This is a genomic window from Chromobacterium sp. HL1, assembly GCF_057418835.1.
Genome location: NZ_CP162399.1, coordinates 2,841,979 through 2,861,138, shown reverse-complemented (window position 1 = coordinate 2,861,138; position 19,160 = coordinate 2,841,979). Strand labels below are relative to the sequence as shown.

The 19,160-nt window shown below is 65.4% G+C and carries 13 protein-coding genes; 9 read left to right on the top strand and 4 right to left on the bottom strand.

Features of this window, described 5'->3' with window-relative positions:
• Nucleotides 1-37 precede the first annotated feature (37 nt).
• Nucleotides 38-3,640 (top strand): trifunctional transcriptional regulator/proline dehydrogenase/L-glutamate gamma-semialdehyde dehydrogenase, encoded by a 3,603-nt coding sequence (putA, locus tag AB1Z25_RS12780; RefSeq protein WP_486635398.1) that lies wholly within the window; start codon nucleotides 38-40, stop codon nucleotides 3,638-3,640.
• Between the two features lie 273 nt (nucleotides 3,641-3,913).
• On the top strand, nucleotides 3,914-5,137 hold the full coding sequence (locus AB1Z25_RS12775; RefSeq protein ID WP_107801118.1) for a branched-chain amino acid ABC transporter substrate-binding protein: 1,224 nt from the start codon (nucleotides 3,914-3,916) through the stop codon (nucleotides 5,135-5,137).
• 59 nt (nucleotides 5,138-5,196) lie between these two features.
• On the opposite strand, the gene AB1Z25_RS12770 is transcribed toward AB1Z25_RS12775, so the two are convergent.
• Nucleotides 5,197-5,457: a GlsB/YeaQ/YmgE family stress response membrane protein gene (locus AB1Z25_RS12770; RefSeq protein WP_107801117.1), complete on the bottom strand. Its 261-nt coding sequence runs from the start codon at nucleotides 5,455-5,457 to the stop codon at nucleotides 5,197-5,199.
• A 141-nt stretch (nucleotides 5,458-5,598) separates the two neighbouring features.
• Nucleotides 5,599-6,747 carry a branched-chain amino acid ABC transporter substrate-binding protein gene (locus tag AB1Z25_RS12765; RefSeq protein WP_107801116.1) on the bottom strand — a complete coding sequence of 383 codons (1,149 nt, stop codon included), beginning with the start codon at nucleotides 6,745-6,747 and terminating at the stop codon, nucleotides 5,599-5,601.
• Nucleotides 6,748-6,926: 179 nt separating this feature from the next.
• On the opposite strand from AB1Z25_RS12765, the gene AB1Z25_RS12760 reads away from it, so the two are divergent.
• From AB1Z25_RS12760 to AB1Z25_RS12745, 4 genes are all read left to right on the top strand, one after another.
• Entirely contained in the window at nucleotides 6,927-7,301 is a 375-nt protein-coding gene (locus tag AB1Z25_RS12760) for a cysteine-rich CWC family protein (RefSeq protein ID WP_486635397.1), read from the top strand.
• A gap of 153 nt (nucleotides 7,302-7,454) precedes the next feature.
• Nucleotides 7,455-8,648 (top strand): macrolide transporter subunit MacA, encoded by a 1,194-nt coding sequence (gene macA, locus AB1Z25_RS12755; RefSeq protein ID WP_486635396.1) that lies wholly within the window; start codon nucleotides 7,455-7,457, stop codon nucleotides 8,646-8,648.
• A complete protein-coding gene (macB, locus tag AB1Z25_RS12750) occupies nucleotides 8,645-10,579 on the top strand; it encodes a macrolide ABC transporter ATP-binding protein/permease MacB (protein WP_486635395.1) in 1,935 nt (644 codons plus the stop codon). Before macA ends, macB begins: the two co-directional genes overlap by 4 nt.
• 4 nt (nucleotides 10,580-10,583) lie before the next feature.
• Nucleotides 10,584-11,957: an efflux transporter outer membrane subunit gene (locus tag AB1Z25_RS12745; protein WP_486635394.1), complete on the top strand. Its 1,374-nt coding sequence runs from the start codon at nucleotides 10,584-10,586 to the stop codon at nucleotides 11,955-11,957.
• A 90-nt stretch (nucleotides 11,958-12,047) separates the two neighbouring features.
• Here AB1Z25_RS12745 and AB1Z25_RS12740 read toward each other — a convergent pair whose 3' ends face one another.
• Entirely contained in the window at nucleotides 12,048-12,482 is a 435-nt protein-coding gene (locus AB1Z25_RS12740) for a hypothetical protein (protein WP_486635393.1), read from the bottom strand.
• A gap of 664 nt (nucleotides 12,483-13,146) precedes the next feature.
• The gene (locus AB1Z25_RS12735; RefSeq protein ID WP_486635392.1) at nucleotides 13,147-13,971 is read right to left on the bottom strand and encodes a hypothetical protein; all 825 of its coding nucleotides are present in this window, start codon (nucleotides 13,969-13,971) and stop codon (nucleotides 13,147-13,149) included.
• A gap of 362 nt (nucleotides 13,972-14,333) precedes the next feature.
• Between AB1Z25_RS12735 and AB1Z25_RS12730 the strand changes: the two genes are divergently transcribed.
• From AB1Z25_RS12730 to AB1Z25_RS12720, 3 genes are read left to right on the top strand one after another with little or no spacing between them, the layout of a single operon-like run.
• Nucleotides 14,334-16,481, top strand: coding sequence for a type I secretion system permease/ATPase (locus AB1Z25_RS12730; RefSeq protein ID WP_486635391.1), 2,148 nt, complete (start codon nucleotides 14,334-14,336; stop codon nucleotides 16,479-16,481).
• 8 nt (nucleotides 16,482-16,489) lie between these two features.
• Nucleotides 16,490-17,911: an HlyD family type I secretion periplasmic adaptor subunit gene (locus tag AB1Z25_RS12725; RefSeq protein WP_486635390.1), complete on the top strand. Its 1,422-nt coding sequence runs from the start codon at nucleotides 16,490-16,492 to the stop codon at nucleotides 17,909-17,911.
• Between the two features lies 1 nt (nucleotide 17,912).
• Nucleotides 17,913-19,112, top strand: a complete 1,200-nt coding sequence (locus AB1Z25_RS12720) for a glycosyltransferase family 4 protein (RefSeq protein ID WP_486635389.1) — start codon at nucleotides 17,913-17,915, stop codon at nucleotides 19,110-19,112.
• The last annotated feature ends 48 nt before the right edge of the window (nucleotides 19,113-19,160 follow it).

Sequence of the window (19,160 nt, the reverse complement as noted above, 5' to 3'; positions counted from 1 at the left end):
AGATAGCCCGGGGCTGCAAACTACACGGAGATGATTCATGCAATTCGACGCATTTGCCCATGGCCAGTCGGCGCTGCGGGACGCCATTACCTCTGCCTATCGTCGCGATGAGCGCGAGTGCGTGCAGGCGCTGTTGCCGCAGGCTGCGATGAGCGACGGCGAAGTCACGGCGGTTCAGGACCTGGCGCGGCGCCTGGTGGCGGAGGTGCGCCGCGAGCGCACCAAGTCCAGCGGGGTGGATGCCTTGATGCATGAGTTTTCTCTGGACAGCGCCGAGGGCATCGCCTTGATGTGTCTGGCCGAAGCGCTGCTGCGCATTCCGGACCGCGAAACCGCGGACAAGCTGATCCGCGACAAGATTTCGCGCGGCGACTGGAAGGCCCACCTGGGCAATAGCGCTTCCTTGTTCGTCAACGCCGCGGCCTGGGGCTTGCTGGTGACCGGCAAGCTGGTGGCTTCGCACAGCGCGAATGGCTTGTCGGCGGCGATGACCCGTTTGATCGCCAAAGGCGGCGAGCCGCTGATCCGCAAAGGCGTGGACATGGCGATGCGCATGCTGGGCAAGCAGTTCGTCACCGGCGAGACCATTGAGGAAGCGCTGGCCAACGGCCGCGAACGCGAGGCGCGCGGCTATCGCTTCAGCTACGACATGCTGGGCGAGGCGGCGATGACCGAGGCCGACGCGCAGCGCTATCTGCAAGACTATGTGACCGCCATTCACGCCATCGGCAAAGCGTCCGCCGGCCGCGGCATTTACGAAGGCCCGGGCATTTCGGTGAAGCTGTCGGCCATCCATCCGCGTTATAGCCGCATCAAGCACGAACGGATGATGGCCGAGCTGCTGCCGCGCCTGAAAGGCTTGTTCCTGCTGGCCAAGCAGTACGATATCGGCCTGAACATCGACGCCGAAGAAGCGGACCGCCTGGAAATCTCCATGGATCTGGTGGAGGCGCTGGCCAACGATCCGGATCTGGACGGTTTCGAGGGCATAGGCATTGTGGTGCAGGCTTACCAGAAGCGTTGCCCCTATGTGATCGATTTCCTGATCGATCTGGCGCGTCGCAGCAAGCACCGCTTCATGGTGCGCCTGGTCAAGGGCGCTTATTGGGACGCGGAGATCAAGCGCGCCCAGGTGGACGGCTTGCCGGGCTATCCGGTTTACACCCGCAAGGTTTACACCGATGTGGCTTATCTCGCCTGCGCCAAGAAGCTGTTGTCCGCGCAGGACGCGATCTATCCGCAGTTCGCCACCCACAACGCCTACAGCCTGGCCGCGGTGTTCAATCTGGCCTCCGGCAAGGATTACGAATTCCAGTGCCTGCACGGCATGGGCGAGACCCTGTACGACCAAGTGGTGGGCAAGGACAAGCTGGGCAAGGCTTGCCGCATCTACGCGCCGGTGGGCTCGCATGAAACTCTGCTGGCCTATCTGGTGCGCCGTCTGCTGGAAAACGGCGCCAACAGCTCCTTCGTCAACCGCATCGTAGACGAGGCGGTGTCCATAGACGAACTGGTGGCGGATCCGGTGGCCGAGGCCGCGCGCCATGGCGGCCAGCCGCACAAGAAGATTCCGGCGCCGCTGGAGCTGTACGGCCAGCAGCGCAAAAACTCCAAGGGTCTGGACCTGTCCAGCGAGCATGTGCTGGCCACGCTGCAACTGGGCCTGCAAGCGTCCGAGAAACAGCCGTGGGGCGCTTTCCCGATGTTGGGCGACGGCGACGTCACCGACGGCGAAGTGCAGCAGGTGCGCAATCCGGCGGATCGCGACGATCTGGTGGGCCGCGTGATCGAGGCGAGCGCGGCGGACGTGAACCGCGCGCTGGAGCTGGCGCAGCAAGGCGCCGCCGATTGGGCCGCCACGCCGGTGGCCGAACGCGCCGCCTGCCTGCAACGGATGGCCGACCTGATGGAAGACCAGATGCCGGCGCTGATGGGCCTGGCGGTGCGCGAGGCCGGCAAGACGCTGGCCAACGCGATCGCCGAGGTGCGCGAGGCGGTGGACTTCTGCCGCTACTACGCGGCGCAGATCGAAGACGAATTCGACAACGCCAGCCATCGCCCATTGGGCCCGGTGGTGTGCATCAGCCCGTGGAACTTCCCGCTGGCCATCTTCATCGGCGAGGTGGCGGCCTCGCTGGCGGCCGGCAACGCGGTGCTGGCCAAGCCGGCGGAGCAGACCAGCCTGATCGCCGCGCACGCGGTGCGCTTGTTGCACGAGGCCGGCGTGCCGCGCGCGGCGCTGCAATTGCTGCCGGGCCGCGGCGAAGTGGTGGGCGCGGCGCTGACCGCGGACCCGCGCGTCCAGGGCGTGATCTTCACCGGCTCCACCGAGGTGGCGCAAATCATCAACCGCACGCTGGCCAAGCGCGGCGGCGACCCGGTGCTGGTGGCCGAAACCGGCGGCCAGAACGCGATGATCGTGGACAGTTCGGCGCTGCCGGAGCAGGTGGTCACCGATGTGCTCAGCTCGGCTTTCGATTCCGCCGGCCAGCGCTGCTCCGCGTTGCGCGTGCTCTATCTGCAAAACGACATCGCCGACAAAGTCATCGCCATGATCAAGGGCGCGATGGATGAATTGAAAGTGGGCGATCCGGCCAAGCTGGACATCGACGTCGGCCCGGTGATCGACGCCGAAGCCCAGGCCGGCCTGCTGGCCCATATCGAGAAGATGAAGGCGAGCGCGCGCGCCACTCATCAGGTCAAGCTGGGCGAGGACTGCGCCAAGGGCACCTTTGTGGCGCCCACCTTGTTTGAGATCGCCGATCTCAAGCAGCTGAAGCGCGAAGTCTTCGGTCCGGTGCTTCATGTGCTGCGTTTCGAGGCCAATGAGCTGGACAAGGTGGTGGCCGAGATCAACGCCACCGGCTACGGTCTGACCCACGGCATCCACAGCCGCATCGACGAGACTATCGACAACATCGTCGGCCAGATCAAGGTCGGCAACGTCTACGTCAACCGCAACATCGTCGGCGCGGTGGTGGGCGTGCAGCCCTTCGGCGGCGAAGGCAAGTCCGGCACCGGCCCCAAGGCCGGCGGCCCCTTCTATCTGTACCGGCTGAGCCGCGCTGCCTGGGAGCCGAAACTGGCGGCGGAGACCCCGCCGCTGTCCCTGCCGGCGCTGGACGCCTTGGCGGCCGCCGCCGGCAGCCTGGGCCTGGCCTTGGAGCCGGCCATCGCCGCGGCGCGCAAGGACAGCGTGCTGGCCTGCCTGGTGAACTTGCCGGGCCCCACCGGCGAGCGGAACTCGCTGCAGTTCGCGCCGCGCGGCAAGGTGGGTTGCCAGGCGGGCAACGCGCAAGCGCTGGCGGAGCAGCTGGCGGCGGCCTTCGCCACCGGCAACCGCGCGGTGTTGCCGGCCAATGAGGCGGGCCGAAGCCTGGCCGCCAAGCTGGGCTCCTTGGTGGAGCTGGACGCCGATGTGTTGGCGGCGGATGTCGGCGCCGTGCTGTTCTCCGGCTCCGAAGCCGAGGCCGAAGCCGCCCAGCGTACGCTGGCCGCGCGCGACGGCGCCTTGGTGCCGCTGCTGCGCGCCGACGCGCAAGGCCATTACAATCTGCACCGCCTGGTGGTGGAGCGCGCGCTCAGCGTGAATACTACCGCGGCGGGCGGCAACGCCAGCCTGATGAGCATAGGCGATTAAAGGCGGGGCGGGCCCCGGCGACGGCGGTCCGTTCGTCTTGCAACTCCGCGGATCAAATCGGTTTTCCCATGCGCCGGCGCGCATGGGGTGGCGGCGGGCTTGTCCAACAAGCCACTTGCCACAAGCTGGCGGCCTTGAAATAATGCCGCCAGCCGCCGCGCTCGCCCCTGCTTGGGGAAGGCGGGATGTACATAACAACATTAGACAGGTTCCGCAAACCCCCAATCCCGACACGTGACGGATGGGGATCTCTGGAGAAATAGAGGAAACATGATGCAAGCAAACAAACTGACGACTCTTTCCCTGGCCGTGGCCGCCGCTGTCGCCTTGTCCGCATGCGGCAAAAAAGAAGAGGGCGCGCCGGCAGCCGGCGCCTCCGCCGGCGCGGAAGCCGCCGCGGGCGGCGTGGTCAAGATCGGCTTCGCGGCCCCCCTGACCGGTCCGCAAGCCCACTACGGCGAAGAATACAAAAACGGCGTGACCCTGGCGATTGAAGACGCCAACGCCGAGAAGCCCACCATCGGCGGCAAGCCGGTGAGCTTCGAACTGGAAGCCCAGGACGACCAGGCCGACCCGAAAACCGCCACTCAGCTGGCGCAGAAATTCGTCGACGAGAAAGTGAACGGCATCATCGGCCACTTCAACTCCGGCACCTCCATCCCGGCCTCCAAGATCTATTCCGACGCCGGCATTCCGATGATCGCCATGGCCACCTCGCCGGCCTTCACCGCGCAGGGCTTCAAGAACACCTTCCGCTCGATGACTTCCGACACCCAGCAAGGCTCGGTGATGGGCAAGTTCGTGGTGGAAAAACTGGGCGCCAAGAAAGTGGTGATCGTGGACGACCGCACCGCTTACGGTCAGGGCCTGGCCGACGAGTTCGAGAAGGCCGCCAAGGCCGCCGGCGGCAATGTGGTCAAGCGCGAATTCACCAATGACAAGGCCACCGACTTCGCCGCCATCCTCACCTCGATCAAGGCCGCCGCGCCGGACGTGGTGTTCTACGGCGGCGCCGACGCGCAATCCGCGCCGATGGCCAAGCAGATGAAGCGCCTGGGCCTGACCGCTCCGCTGATTTCCGGCGAGATGACCAAGACTCCGACCTTCCTGCAACTGGCGGGCAAGGAAGCCGACGGCACCATCGCCTCGCTGGCCGGCCTGCCGCTGGATCAAATGCCCAAGGGCAAGGACTACGAGAGCCGCTACAAGGCGCGCTTCAAGATGGACGTGGCCACTTACTCGCCGTACGGCTACGACGCCACCCGCGCGCTGATCCAGGCGATGAAAGACGCCAACTCCACCGATCCCAAAGCCTACCTGCCGGTGCTGGCCAAGATCACCCACTCCGGCGTGACCTCCGGCAGCTGGACTTACGACGCCAAGGGCGATCTGAAAGACGGCGGCATCACCGTCTACAAAGTGGTGAACGGCGAGTGGAAAGTGCTGGAAACCGTGGGCGGTGCCGCCGCGTCCAAGGACGCTTCCGCAGCCAAATAAGCCGGTTCGGCAGCAGGCGACAAGGCGACGCGTTCAGCGTCGCCTTTTTCTTTGCCCGATCAACGCAAGAGGCCGATCTTCTTCAGCAGGAAAATCAGGATGGCGGCGCCGGCAATGCCGAAAGCCAGGCCGGGCAGGGAGAAGGAACCGGCGGCCGAAGCGGAAGAGATGCCCAGCAGCCGGCCAAACAGCCAATGTCCCAAGGCCGAACCAATGATGCCGATGATGATGTTGGCGATCACGCCTTCGCTGACGCCCATGACCTTGCCGGCGAGCCAGCCGATCAGGCCGCCGGCCAATAGGGAAACGAGTAGTCCCATATCCTCTCCTTATGTTAGTTTGTGAATAAATAGTTATAGCCATTTATTTAATATGGCGCCATATTTTTTTGGAGCGCCGCCGCAAAAAACAAAAACCCCGGCATAGGCCGGGGTGTGGAGGCAAGGCGGGAATGTCGGTGTTTACAGGCCGACCCACTGTCCTTTGCGCAATTGATACAGCGACACGGTGCCGTGCTGGATGTCGCCCTTGTCGTCAAAGCGGATCTCGCCGGTCACGCCCTTGAAGTCGGTCTTGGGCAGTTCGCCCAGGTATTTGGCCGGATCGGAGGAGCCGGCGCGCTTCATCGCGGCGATCATCACTCGCGCGGCGTCATAGGTGTAGGGCGCGTAGGCCTGGATGTCGGCGTTGAATTGCTGCTTGTACTTGCCGTTGAAGTCCGCGAAGCCCGGCATCTTGTCTTTTTGCGCGCCCGCGCTGGAGGCGTAGCTGCTTTCCGCGCTGTCGCCGCCCAGTTTGGAGAACTCGGGCGTATTGATGCCGTCCGCGCCCATGAAGGCGGCCTTCAGGCCCAGCTTGTTCATCTGCTTGACCATCGGCGCCGCCTGGGCGTCCATGCCGCCGTAGAACAGCAGGTCCGGCTTCGCCCCCTTGATCGAGGTGAGGATGGCCATGAAATCCGTGGCGCTATTGCTGGTGAACTCGCGCTTGACCACCTTGCCGCCGGCCGCTTCCACCGCCTTGGCGAAATCGTCGGCCAGGCCCTGGCCGTAAGTGGTGCGGTCGTCGACGATGGCGATGCGGCCGGCCTTCAGCGTTTCGATCGCGTACTTGGCCAGCGCCTCGCCTTGCTGGCGGTCGTTGGCGATGATGCGGAAGGTGTTCTTGAAGCCCTGCTGGGTGAAGCTGGGGCTGGTCACCGAGGCGGCGATCATCGGAATGCCGGCCTGAGAGTAAATCCGCGAAGCGGGAATGGCCGCGCCGGAAGTGAGATGGCCGATGATGCCGGCCACCTTGCCGTCCACCAGGCGTTGCGCCACCTGGGCGGCGGTTTTGGGATCGGCCTGGTCGTCCTCGGACACCACTTCGAAAGTGACGGGCTTGCCGTCCAGAGTCAGCTTTTCGGCATTGGCTTCCGCCACCGCCAGCTTGACGCCGTTGTCCGCGTCGCGGCCCCAGTGGGCGAAAGGCCCGGTCAGCGGGTTGGCGGAGCCGATTTTCACCACGACCGCGCCGGCTTCGGCCGGCGCGCTGCCGGCGCTTTGTTCGGATTTGCCGCAGGCGGTCAGGGCCAGCGCGGCGCAGGCGATGAGGCTAAGATGCGTTTTCATGAATTTCTCCTGATTTCTCTTTGTCTATTTAGCTTTAATCTATTTGGATATTCGCCTCAGGAATAAGGCGGCAGCCCATTTTTGGTGCATACGCCGATCAGCGTCAAGCCCGGCGGCGTGTAGGCGGCGGCTTTGCGCTAAAATAGCGGACTGATTTCGCGACATAAGATGGATTTTTGATGACAAAGGCGTATCCCGCGCCCGCCTCGCCCTGCATCGGCCTCTGCCGTCTCGACGAGGGCGGCGCCTATTGCCTGGGCTGCCTGCGCACCTTGGACGAGATCGCCGGCTGGTCCGGCTTCGACGACGAACAAAAGCGCGCGGTGTGGCAGCGGCTGATCGGCTTGCGGCCCAAGGTCAAAGACAAGCGCTGCGAGCGTTGCGGCGCGGCCTTCCGTTGCGGAGAGGGCGGCGACAACGGCGCTTGTTGGTGCGCGGAACTGCCGCAAGTACTGCCCTTGCCCTATGGCCACGGCGATTGCCTGTGCCCGGAATGCCTGCGCCGCCATCTGCGGGAAAGCTATTTGGCGCGCGGGCTGACACCGCCCTTATAGCAGGCGGACCGCCTTGGCGCGATGTATGTCAAATGCGTATTGTCGGCGCGGGGTGCAACCAATGCCCGTTGCCCGCGGTCCTAAGATGTTTTCCTCATTTCCGCTTTGGTTTCTCGCCACATGACATTTTGGAAGCGTTGGATTCGTAAGCTTTTGCTCCCCCTGTATTTGATCGGCTCCTTGCAAGGACGCCGCCGCGTCAATCTGGGCCGGCGGCCGTGGCGCAACGGCATTGCGCTGCTGGCCGTCCTGGCGCTGGCCGCCTGGGGGCTTTGGCTGTGGCTGGCGCCCAAGCCGGCGCCGCAGGTGCTGACCGCGGAGGTGACCCGCGCCGATCTGGAGGACGTGGTGCTGGCCAGCGGCGTGCTGAAGCCGCTGCGGCAAGTGGACGTGGGCGCCCAGGCCAGCGGCCAGTTGAAAATCCTGAAGGTGGCGGCCGGCGACCGAGTCGGCAAGGGCGAGCTCTTGGCCGAGATCGATCCGGAAAACAGCCTCAACGATCTGAAGGTTTCCGAGGCGCAACTGGAGTCCCGCGTGGCTCAGCTGCGCAGTAAGCAGGCCACGCTGCGCCAGGCCGAGCGCGAGCTGGCGCGCCAGAAGCAGATGATGAGCGAGGGTTCCACCTCGCAAAAAGACCTGCTGGCGGCGGAAACCGTCTACCAGAGCCAGACGGCGGAGCTGGACGACTTGCAGGCGCAGATTCGCCAGAACCGTTTCCAGATCGACAAGAACCGCACCACGCTGGGCTATACCCGCATCACCGCGCCGATGGACGGCGAGGTGATCGAAATCGTCACCCAGCAGGGTCAGACCGTGATCGCCAGCCAGACGGTGCCGGTGATCCTGAAACTGGCGGACCTGAGCACGATGACGGTGCACGCCCAGGTGGCCGAGGCCGACGTGATTCGCGTCAAGGCCGGGCTGCCGGTGTATTTCACCGTATTGGGGGCGCCGGACCGGCCCATCCGCGGTAAGCTGCGCGCCATCTTGCCGACGCCGGAAAAAATCAACAACGCCAACTTCTACAAGGCGCTGTTCGATGTGAAGAACATGGACGGCAAGCTGCGCGTGGACATGACCGCGCAGATCAGCATCGTGCTGGCGGAGTCCAAGCAGGCCTTGAACATTCCGCTGAGCGCGCTGGGCGCGGCCGGCAAGGATGGACGCCACAGCGTCAAGGTGCAGGGCAAGGACGGCCAGCTGCATGAGCGCCAAGTGCGCATCGGCCTGAAGACCGCCACCCGTGTGCAGATCCTGGATGGTTTGAAAGCCGGCGAGAAAGTGGTGACCAGCGAAGCCGGCGGCAAGGAAGAAGAACCCAGCGGCAGCGTGATGGTGAGCGCATGAGCGGAGCCAGCCTGACGCTGTCCGGAGTGTGGCGCCGGTTTCCGTCCGGCGATGAAGAAGTGGCGGTGCTCAAGGAGGTCAGCCTGGACATCCGCGCCGGCGAGATGGTGGCCATCATCGGCGCCTCCGGTTCCGGCAAGTCCACGCTGATGAACATCCTGGGCTGCCTGGATCAGCCCTCGGCCGGTCATTACCAGGTGGGCGGGCGCGACGTGGGCGCGCTGGACAAGGACCAGCTGGCCACGCTGCGGCGCGAGCATTTCGGTTTCATCTTTCAGCGCTACCACCTATTGCCGCATCTGAGCGCCATCGACAATGTGGCGATGCCGGCGGTGTACGCCGGCATGAGCCAGGAAGCGCGGCGCGAACGCGCGCGCCAGCTGCTGGCGCGGCTGGGCCTGGCCGGCAAGGAAGACTACCGCCCGGGCCAGCTGTCCGGCGGCCAGCAGCAGCGCGTGTCCATCGCCCGGGCGCTGATGAACGGCGGCGACATCATCCTGGCCGACGAACCCACCGGCGCCTTGGACAGCCACAGCGGCGAAGAAGTGATGGCCATCCTCAAGGAACTGCACGCGGCCGGTCACACCATCATCATCGTCACCCACGACCCGTCCATCGCCGCGCAGACCGAACGCATCATCGAAATCCGCGACGGCGAGATCCTGCGCGACAGCGCCGCCGACGCGCCGCGTCCGGCGGCGGACGCGCGCGAGCCGCGCCGGCCCAAGCCCGGCCCGGCCTGGCGCGAACGCATGAGCGAAGCCTTCAAGATGGCCATGCTCGCCATGCTGGCCAACCGCCTGCGCACCGTGCTCACCATGCTGGGCATCATCATCGGCATCACCTCGGTGGTGTCCATCATCGCGGTGGGCGAGGGCGCGCGCAATTACGTGCTGAACGATATCCGCTCCATCGGCACCAACACCATCACCGTGTACCGCGGCAAGGACTGGGGCGACGACAAGGCCGACGGCGTGCGTACCTTCTTGCCCGGCGATCTGGCCGCGCTGGCCGAGGAACCCTATGTGGACAGCGTGTCGCCGGTCACCAGCAACAGCCTGCGCATCCGCTACCGCAATGTCGACGTCAACGCCTCGGTGTCCGGCGTGGACAGCACGTATTTGCGCGTGCGCGGCTTGAAAGTGGTTGCCGGCCTGGGTTTCAGCCGCGACGACGTGCGCATGCAGCGCCAGGTGGTGGTGATAGACAACAACGCCCGCCGCAAACTGTTCGCCGACGCGGACGCCATCGGCCAAGTGGTGCTGGTGGGCAGCGTGCCGGCCACCGTGATCGGCGTGGTGGAAACCAAGGACAACGGCGGCGGCAAATCGCTGCAAATGTGGATGCCCTACAGCACCGCCGGCAGCCGGCTGTTCGGCCAGGCTTATTTCGACTACATGGTGGTGCGCATCCAGGAAGGCCAGCCCACCGCGCTGGCCGAGAAGGGGATCAGCCAGCTGTTGACCTTGCGCCATGGCGGCAAGGACTTCTTCACCTTCAATATGGACGAGGTGCTGAAAACGGTGGAAAACACCAGTCGCACCCTGGCCCTGTTGCTGACCCTGATCGCGGTGATTTCGCTGGTGGTGGGCGGCATCGGCGTGATGAACATCATGCTGGTGTCGGTGACCGAGCGCACCCGTGAAATCGGCATCCGAATGGCGGTGGGCGCGCGCCAGTCCGACGTCTTGCAGCAATTTCTGACCGAGGCGGTGCTGGTCTGCCTGGTGGGCGGGGCCATCGGCATCGGCCTGTCCTACGGCATCAGCTTTGTGTTCGCGCTCTTGGTCAGCAAGTGGAAAATGGCCCTGTCGCTGAAGGCCATCATCTTGGCGGTGGCGTGTTCCACCGCCATCGGCGTGGTGTTCGGCTATCTGCCGGCGCGCAGCGCGGCGCGTTTGAATCCGATTGACGCCTTGGCGCGGGAGTAAGTGTTTGACGCTTTGGAAATCCAATCTCACTGTTTTGGGCCTGGCCCTCTTGCTGGCCGGCTGCCAGAGCACGCCGTATCAGCGCCAGGCGCTGGAAGCGCCGGCGCAATGGCGCGGCGCCCCGTCCCACGCCCAGGCGGACATGAGCCGCGAGCGCTGGTGGCAAGGCTTCGACGACGCCGGCTTGCTGGCGGTGCTGGAGCAGGCGCGCAGCCGCAACCCGGATCTGAGCATCGCCCTGCTCAAGCTGCGCAAGGCCCAGCTCGCGGCAGGTTTGGAGCGCAGCGACGCCTTGCCCTCCTTGAGCGGCGACATCAATGCCGGGACCAAGCGCACGCTGGGAGAGTCCTCGGCCTGGAGCCGCAGCAGCGGCGGCAGCTTGAACACCAGTTACGAGCTGGACCTGTGGGGGCGGGTGGACGCGCGCTTGCGCGCGGCGGATCAGGAGTTCCGCGCCAGCGCCTATGACGAAGCCGCGGCCCGCCTGTTGTCGGACAGCGCCGCCGCCGGCCTGTACTGGGACATCGCCGCGCTCAAGGCGCGGCAGACGCTGGGGCAGGCGGATCTGGCGGACCTGCGTCGCATCCAGGCGCTGGCGGAAGCCAAATGGCGCGCCGGCGCGACGAGCGAACAGGACGTCACCCAGGCGCGCAGCGCGGTGCTGAGTCAACAGGCGGACTTATTGGGGCTGGCCGAGGAGCGCGGGCAAAAGGAAAACGCTTTGGCGCTATTGCTGGACCGCCCGTCCGGCGCGGCGCTGCCGGCTATCGCCGCGCTGCCGCTGGAACCCGTCTTGCCGGCGATAAACGCCGGCCTGCCCAGTAGCCTGTTGGAGCGGCGGCCGGATCTGATGGCCGCGGAAGCGCGCTTGCGCGGCAAGCTGGCCAAGGTGGACCAGGAGCGCGCGGCCTTCTTCCCGGCGCTGAAACTGACCGGTTCGCTGGGCTCCAGCAGCGGCGCGCTGAGCAGCCTGGTGCAAAACCCGCTGCTGACGCTGGGCGCGTCCCTGTCCTTGCCCTTCCTTGAGTGGCGCAAGCAAGGCCTGCAATTGAAGAGCAGCCAGGCTGATTACGAGCTGGAAACCGTCAGTTTCCGCAAGACCTTGTACAGCGCTTATCAAGAGGTGGACAACGCGCTGAGCGCGCGCCAGCGGCTGCAAGGCTCCGCTCGCTTGCAAGCCGACGCGCTGGCCTTGAACCGGCGCAGCGAACAACTGGCGGAAAGCCGCTACCGCGCCGGGGCGGTTGACGTGCAAACCTGGCTGGACGCGGCCAAGGCGCGGCGCGGCAGCGAGTCCGCGCTGATCCGGCTGCGTCAGGAGCAATTGAAAAACCTGGCGGATGTTTACAAGGTGTTGGGCGGCGCGCCAAGCGTCTGAAGCGCCTCGCCGGGAAGCGAGGCGGAGCCCCGCAAGGCTCCGCTTTGTGAAACGCAGGGCGGCGGTCAGTGATGGCCGCCGCCCCTTGCTTTAGCGGCCGAAGCGGCCGAAGCGCTCCTCTAACTGCCTGCGTTTGCTCTTGCCGGCATGCATCTGATGCTGGCTGTCCACGTGGCGGTAAACCTTCACTTGCTGCGCGCCCAAGAACAGCATCTGCTCCAGATAATTGAAAAAGCCAATCCAGTAGCCGCGCTGCTCACGCGCGTTGAAGTCGATGTCTCGCGCCACCCGGCTTAGCAGGCCGTAGCCCACGTAATAACGATTATCCTTCAGCCATTGCAGCAGGTGAGCCGCGCATTCGCGGCCGTAGGCGCACATGGCGTCGAAGTCATCGTCGGCTTCCGGCATCTGCCAGTAATGCGGATAGTCGCGCTCCGGGATGTAGCGGACGAAGGGGAGCAGGGTTTCCTGCTGTTCGATGGCGGCCAGCTTGTAGCGGCGGCGGCGGGGTAGGATAGGGGACATGCCGTTTCTCCTGCTGTGACACAAGATAAACCGCCTGCCTGAAAAGCGAGGTATTGGGCAGGCGCGTGGCAGGATTGGCGTTACCGTGTACACAAACCGGCGAGTGCATGACACTCTCCCACCATGCACCTGCCAAGTGGCATAGCCATGGTAAAGCAGGACCGCACCCAGATGAGGTGCGAGTCCGTTGTGTACAGGGCGGGACGCCAATCCCGGCGCCGCTAATGAGAACGGCGCCCGGGGATTGTCGCCGACGGGGCGGGGAGGGTCAAGGCAGGGCAGCCGGATGGGGAGGCTCTAAGAGCCTGTTCACGATCTTTTGTCTGTGCTTTGAAACACGGTTTGGTGTATCGGAAACCGCGTATCCGATGCGCCCCAACTCCCTTCAAGCCTGCCGTCGGGTGGCAGGCCCGAGGTTTTAAGCGGCTGCTTTGTTTGAGCGATTTGACGTTAGCAAATCGCGAGTTCAGCCGCGCCTCGGGACTGACGGGAACCGGCGGGAAGCCGCAGGCCAGGCTTGCAGGGCGGCCTTTGGGGTGAAGGGGAATTTGGCCGCGCAAATTCCCCTTCCTGCCCGCCGGGCAGCCCCGGCAATGCAAACTATCATCCGCGCAGCGGATTCCAGGCCTTGGAGCCATCACTCAGAAAGATCGTGAACAGGCTCTTAGATCACCGCCCACAGTCCGCAGATCGCGAACAGGATCAGCACCCCGGTCAGGATCTGGGCGGTGGTGCGTTCTTTTTGCAGCGCCCGTTTCAGGTTGTCGTGCACGCTTTCCAGTTTTTCCAGCCGCTGTTCCAGCTCGGCGCGGGTTTCGTCCTGCCGCGCCAGCGATTGCAGCATCGCCTCGCCGCCCACCTCGGTGATCAGTTCCTTATTCCATACCCCCAGCAGCTTGTTGACCTTGTCCTTGAAGTACAGCGCGGAACGCTGGTTGGCGTCCTGCCATTCAAATTCAAAGCCCTGGCTGGCGTAAAAGGCGTTGCGTTGCAGCCGTTCTTCTTCCGACGAGGTCTGGCTCATGGCGATCATGCCGGGGCTGATGGCGTGGTCCGGACAAATGCCCTTGGCCCAGGCGATGACGCTGGCGAACAGAAAAGCGTCGAGTCCGGTGCCGACAAAGCCGGGGCTGGCCTGCACGCCGCTTTTGGGGCCGAAGGTGACGGTGCGGCTGGGCCGGTCCACGCGCACCCAGGCGCAATTGTGGGCGGCTTGGAAATGGCTGTCCTCGCCCTCGAACAACTGCCAGCGGTGGCCGTCGGCGCGGGCGTAGCCGCGAAACTGCAGCCGGAAGAAGTCGGATTGCTCGGTCATGGCCCGGCTGCGCTGCAAGATGCCGTAAATGGGCGTGCCGTTGGCGGTCAGCGTCAGAATGGTCTCGCCCAGCGGAATGGCCAGCGTGGCCAGGGTGTTTTCGTTTTCCGGAGCGCGGAGCACCGGTTCTTCGGCGGTGGACGCCGGGTTGGCGGCCTGGTTCGGACTGGTCATCTGCTGCCTATGCTGGGGTGTTCTGGGGGCCTGTTTGCGGTGGTCATCAGGCGCTGGGCTCGTGAACGGGCGGACGGCCGCCGCGGGCGGGCGTCACGGGACGCTTATTGTACCAATCTAGACGGCTTGGGGAATCCTTGCTCGCATGACATCCGGCATGAGGGCAAACGACGGCCAATTTGGCGCGCTGCACGGTCAATGCGTAGTTTTACTTAGAATATTGCAGATCAATAAAAGCTTTATTTCAAACAAACACTTATTGGTTGCGCTAAATAATCACATAATAAAATGTGAATGTGTTACTTGTATTGGGTAATGGTGTGGCATATCGTGCCCCCAATCATTAAATACAATCGGTCATTATGCTTGCTCAAACGGATACGGACGGTTCTGCCTCCTCCGCAAACATCAGCGATTTGGGCTTGCTGGGCCTGGTCCTGCTGGCCCAGTTCCACGGCGTAGCCGCCGACCCGGCGCAACTCACCCACCAATACGGCCGCCAGGCCGAACCCTTCAGCGAAACCGACCTGCTGCTGGCCGCCAAAGGCCTGGACCTTAAAGCCCGCATCGTCAAACAAAGCCCGGACCGCCTCAGCCTGACCGCCTTGCCGGCGCTGGCGCTGCGGCCGGACGGCGAACACTTCATCATCGCCCGCTGCGATGGCGACAAAGTGCTGATCCACGACCTCAAGCACGGCCGGCCGCAAGTGCTGAGCCAGGCGGAGCTGACGGCGCGCTACGCCGGCCGGTTGCTGCTGATGGCCTCGCGCGCGTCCGCGGCGGGGGCGCTGGCCAAGTTCGACTTCACCTGGTTCGTGCCGGCCATCGTCAAATACCGCAAGCTCTTGCTGGAAGTGCTGGCGGTGTCGCTGGTGTTGCAGCTGTTCGCGCTGGTGACGCCGCTGTTCTTCCAGGTGGTGATGGACAAGGTGTTGGTCAACCGCGCCTTCAACACCCTGGACGTGATCGCCGTCGGGCTGTTGATCCTGTCGCTGTTCAATGTGGCGCTGTCGGCGCTGCGCAGCCACGTGTTCGCCCACACCACCAGCCGCATCGACGTGGAACTGGGCGCGCGGCTGTTCCGCCACCTGCTGGCGCTGCCGCTGGCCTACTACGAAGCGCGGCGGGTGGGGGACACCGTGGCGCGGGTGCGCGAGCTGGACAACATCCGCAACTTCCTCACCGGCCAGGCGCTGACCACGGTGCTGGACCTGCTGTTCTCCTTCGTGTTCCTGGCGGTGATGTGGTACTACAGCGGCTGGCTGACCCTGATCGTGCTGGTGTCGCTGCCGTGCTACGCGCTGTGGTCGGCCGGGCTGACCCCGCTGCTGCGGCGGCGTCTGGACGAGAAGTTCGCGCGCGGCGCCGACAACCAATCCTTCCTGGTGGAAGCGGTGGGCGGCATCGGCACCATCAAGGCGATGGCGGTGGAACCGCACATGACCCGGCGCTGGGACAACCAGCTGGCCGCCTACGTGGCCGCCGGCTTCCGCGTCACCCGGCTGGCCAATATCGGCCAGAACGGCGTGCAACTGATCCAGAAACTGGTCACCGTCGCCACCCTGTGGCTGGGCGCGCGGCTGGTGATCGCCGGCGAGCTGTCCGTCGGCCAGCTGATCGCCTTCAATATGCTGGCCGGCCAGGTGGCGGCGCCGGTGGTGCGGCTGGCGCAACTGTGGCAAGACTTCCAGCAGATCGGCATCTCGGTGGAACGGCTGGGCGACATCCTCAACACCCGCAGCGAACTGCCGGCCAGCCGCGCGGCGCTGCCGGCGATCCAGGGCCGCATCCAGTTCGACCAGGTGGTGTTCCGCTACCGGCCGGACGGCCCGGAAATCCTGCGCGGCCTCAGCCTGGACATCCGGGCCGGCGAAGTCATCGGCATCGTCGGCCGTTCCGGCTCCGGCAAAAGCACGCTGACCAAACTGGTGCAACGCTTGTACGTGCCCGAATCCGGGCGCGTGCTGGTGGACGGCAACGACCTGGCGCTGGCGGACCCGGCCTGGCTGCGGCGGCAGATCGGCGTGGTGCTGCAAGAAAACCTGCTGTTCAACCAAAGCATCCGCGACAACATCGCGCTGGCCGACCCCGGGCTGGCGCTGGACCACGTGATCCACGCCGCCAAACTGGCCGGCGCCCACGACTTCATCATGGAACAGGCCGAAGGCTACGACACCATGGTGGGCGAACACGGCGCCAGCCTGTCCGGCGGCCAGCGCCAGCGCATCGCCATCGCCCGCGCGCTGATCAGCAACCCACGCATCCTGATCCTGGACGAAGCCACCAGCGCGCTGGACTACGAATCCGAACGCGCGATCATGCAAAACATGCGCGCCATCTGTCAGGGCCGCACCGTGCTCATCATCGCCCACCGCTTGAGCACCGTGCGCGGCGCCAGCCGCATCATCGCCATGGACCAAGGCCGCATCGTCGAAAGCGGCCGCCACGAAGACCTGCTCCGCCAGCCCGACGGCTACTACGCCCGCCTGCACAGCCTGCAACAAGGATAAACCCGTACATGAAGCACCAACTGCACGCGCTGCGCGACTTCGCGCGGCGCTACCGGCAGGCCTTTGCCGCGCACTGGGCCATCCGCCATCAACTGGACCCCCAGCCGCGGCGCGAAGACGAACTGGCCTTCCTGCCCGCCCATCTGGAACTGACCGACAGCCCGCTGTCCCCGCTGCCGATGTGGAGCATGCGCCTGATCGGCGCGCTGTTCCTCATCGCGCTGCTGTGGTCCGCGCTGGGTCAGCTCGACATCGTCGCCGTCGCCGGCGGCAAGACCGTCAGCGGCGGCCGCACCAAAATCCTGCAGCCGCTGGAACCCAGCGTGGTCAAAGCCATCCACGTGCGCGACGGCCAGCAAGTCAAGGCCGGCCAAGTGCTGATCGAACTGGACGCCACCGGCGCCAGCGCCGACAAACAAAAGGCCGACGACGCCCACGCCGCCGCCGCGCTGGCCGCCGCGCGCTACCAGGCGCTGCTGAACGCGCTGGACAGCGGCCGGCTGCCGCAGCTGCCGGCCACCCCCGGCGCCGCCGACAGCCAGAGACTGGCCGAAGAAAGCCTGGCGCTGGGCCAATGGCGCGGCTACCAGGCCAAGCTCGAAGCGCTGAACGCCACCCTGCGCCAACGCCAGGCCGAACACGCCACCACCCGCCAGCAAGTGAGCAAACTGCAAGCCACCGGCCGCATCGCCGCCGCGCGCGAACACGACTACCAAGACCTGCTGGCCAAGAACTTCATCTCCAAGCACGCCTACCTCGACAAACAACAAGCGCGCATCGAACAGGCAGGCGACCTGGCCAGCCAGCAAAGCCGGCTGCAAGAACTCGACGCCGCCATCGCCGGGCAAGAACAAGAGCGCAAAGCGCTGCAAGCCAACTTCCGCAGCGAGGCCCTCGACAAACTGCGCGAAGCGCGCGAACAAATGCGCCAATACGGCGAAGACCAGAAAAAGACCGGCCAACGGCAGGCGCTGACCCGGCTGACCGCGCCGGTGGCCGGCAGCGTGCAGCAACTGGCCATCCACACCGTGGGCGGCGTGGTCACCGAAGCGCAGCCGCTGCTGGCGGTGGTGCCGCGGGACGAAACGCTGGAAATCGAAGCGCAGATCGAAAACAAAGACATCGGCTTTGTGCGGCCGGGGCAGGCGGCCACCGTCAAAGTGGAAAGCTTCCCCTACACCCGCTACGGCTACCTGGACGGCGTGGTGGACAGCGTTAGCCACGACGCGATGCAAGACGAGAAGAAGGGCTTGGTGTTCCTGGCGCGGATCCGGCTGAAGCAAGACCACCTGAGCATAGACGGCGCGCGGGTGCGGCTCAGCGCCGGCATGACGGTGAGCGCGGAAATCAAGACCGGTCGGCGGCGGGTGATCGACTACTTCCTGAGTCCGCTGCAACAGCACGTGGGCGAAGGCCTGCGCGAGCGCTGAGATGAAACTGCTGCTGATCCACCAAAACTTCCCCGGCCAGCTGCGCCACATCGCCGAACACCTCAAACAGCGGCCGGACATCGAACTGCTGGCGGTGGGGCGCGACAGCGCGCCCGGCCTGGCCGGCGTCAAACTGCTGCGTTACCGGCCGCACCGCGGCCCGCACCGGCACACCCACCCCTATCTGCACAGCTACGAAGACGCGGTGCTGCACGGCCAGGCGGTGCTGCGCGCCTTGCAGCCGCTGCAACAGCGCGGCTACCGGCCGGACGTCATCCTGGCCCACCCCGGCTGGGGCGAAACCCTGTTCCTCAAAGACCTGTTCCCGGCGGCGCGGCTGATCCACTACAGCGAGTACTACTACCACGGCCAAGGGGCCGACGCCGACTTCGACCCGGAATTCCCGCTGAGCCTGGACGGCGCGGCGCGGCTGCGGGCGCGCAACGCGCTGCACCTGCTCAACCTGGAACACGCCGATCACAGCGTCACCCCCACCCACTGGCAACACAGCCTGCACCCGGCGGCCTACCGGCCGAGTGTGCAGATCCAGCACGAAGGCATCCGCTGCGGCCAACTGGGGCCGGACCCGACGGCGACGCTGACCCTGCCCAACGGCCGGACGCTGCGCGCCGGCCAGCCCATCGTCAGCTATGTGGCGCGCAACCTCGAACCCTATCGCGGCTTCCACAGCTTCATGCGCGCGCTGCCGGCGCTGCTGCGGCAACGGCCGGACAGCCAGATCGTCATCGTCGGCGGCGACGGCGTCAGCTACGGCAGCGCGCCGCGCGACGCGGCCCACTGGCGCGAAAAACTGCTGCGTGACAAGCCGGTGGACCCGGAGCGGGTGCACTTCCTGGGCAAGGTGCCGTACGAGGTTTACCGAAAGGTGCTGCAAGTGTCGGCGGTCCATGTCTACCTGACCTATCCCTTCGTGCTGTCGTGGAGCCTGCTGGAAGCGATGGCCAGCGGCTGCCGCATCGTGGCCTCGGACACCGCGCCGGTGCGGGAAGTGATCCGGGACGGGGAGAACGGCGAGCTGACCGACTTCTTCGACGCGGCGGCGTTGGCGGAGAAGGTGGGGGCGGCCTTGGAGACGGACGGCGGCGGGCTGCGGCGTGCGGCGCGGGAGACGGCGGCGCGTTACAGCGTGGAGGCGGGGCTGGGGGGCTATCGACGGTTGTTGGGTTTGCCGGCGGAGTGAAGGCGGCTTAGAGCCTATTCAAAGTCTCGTGAGCAAGGGCGAGACAAG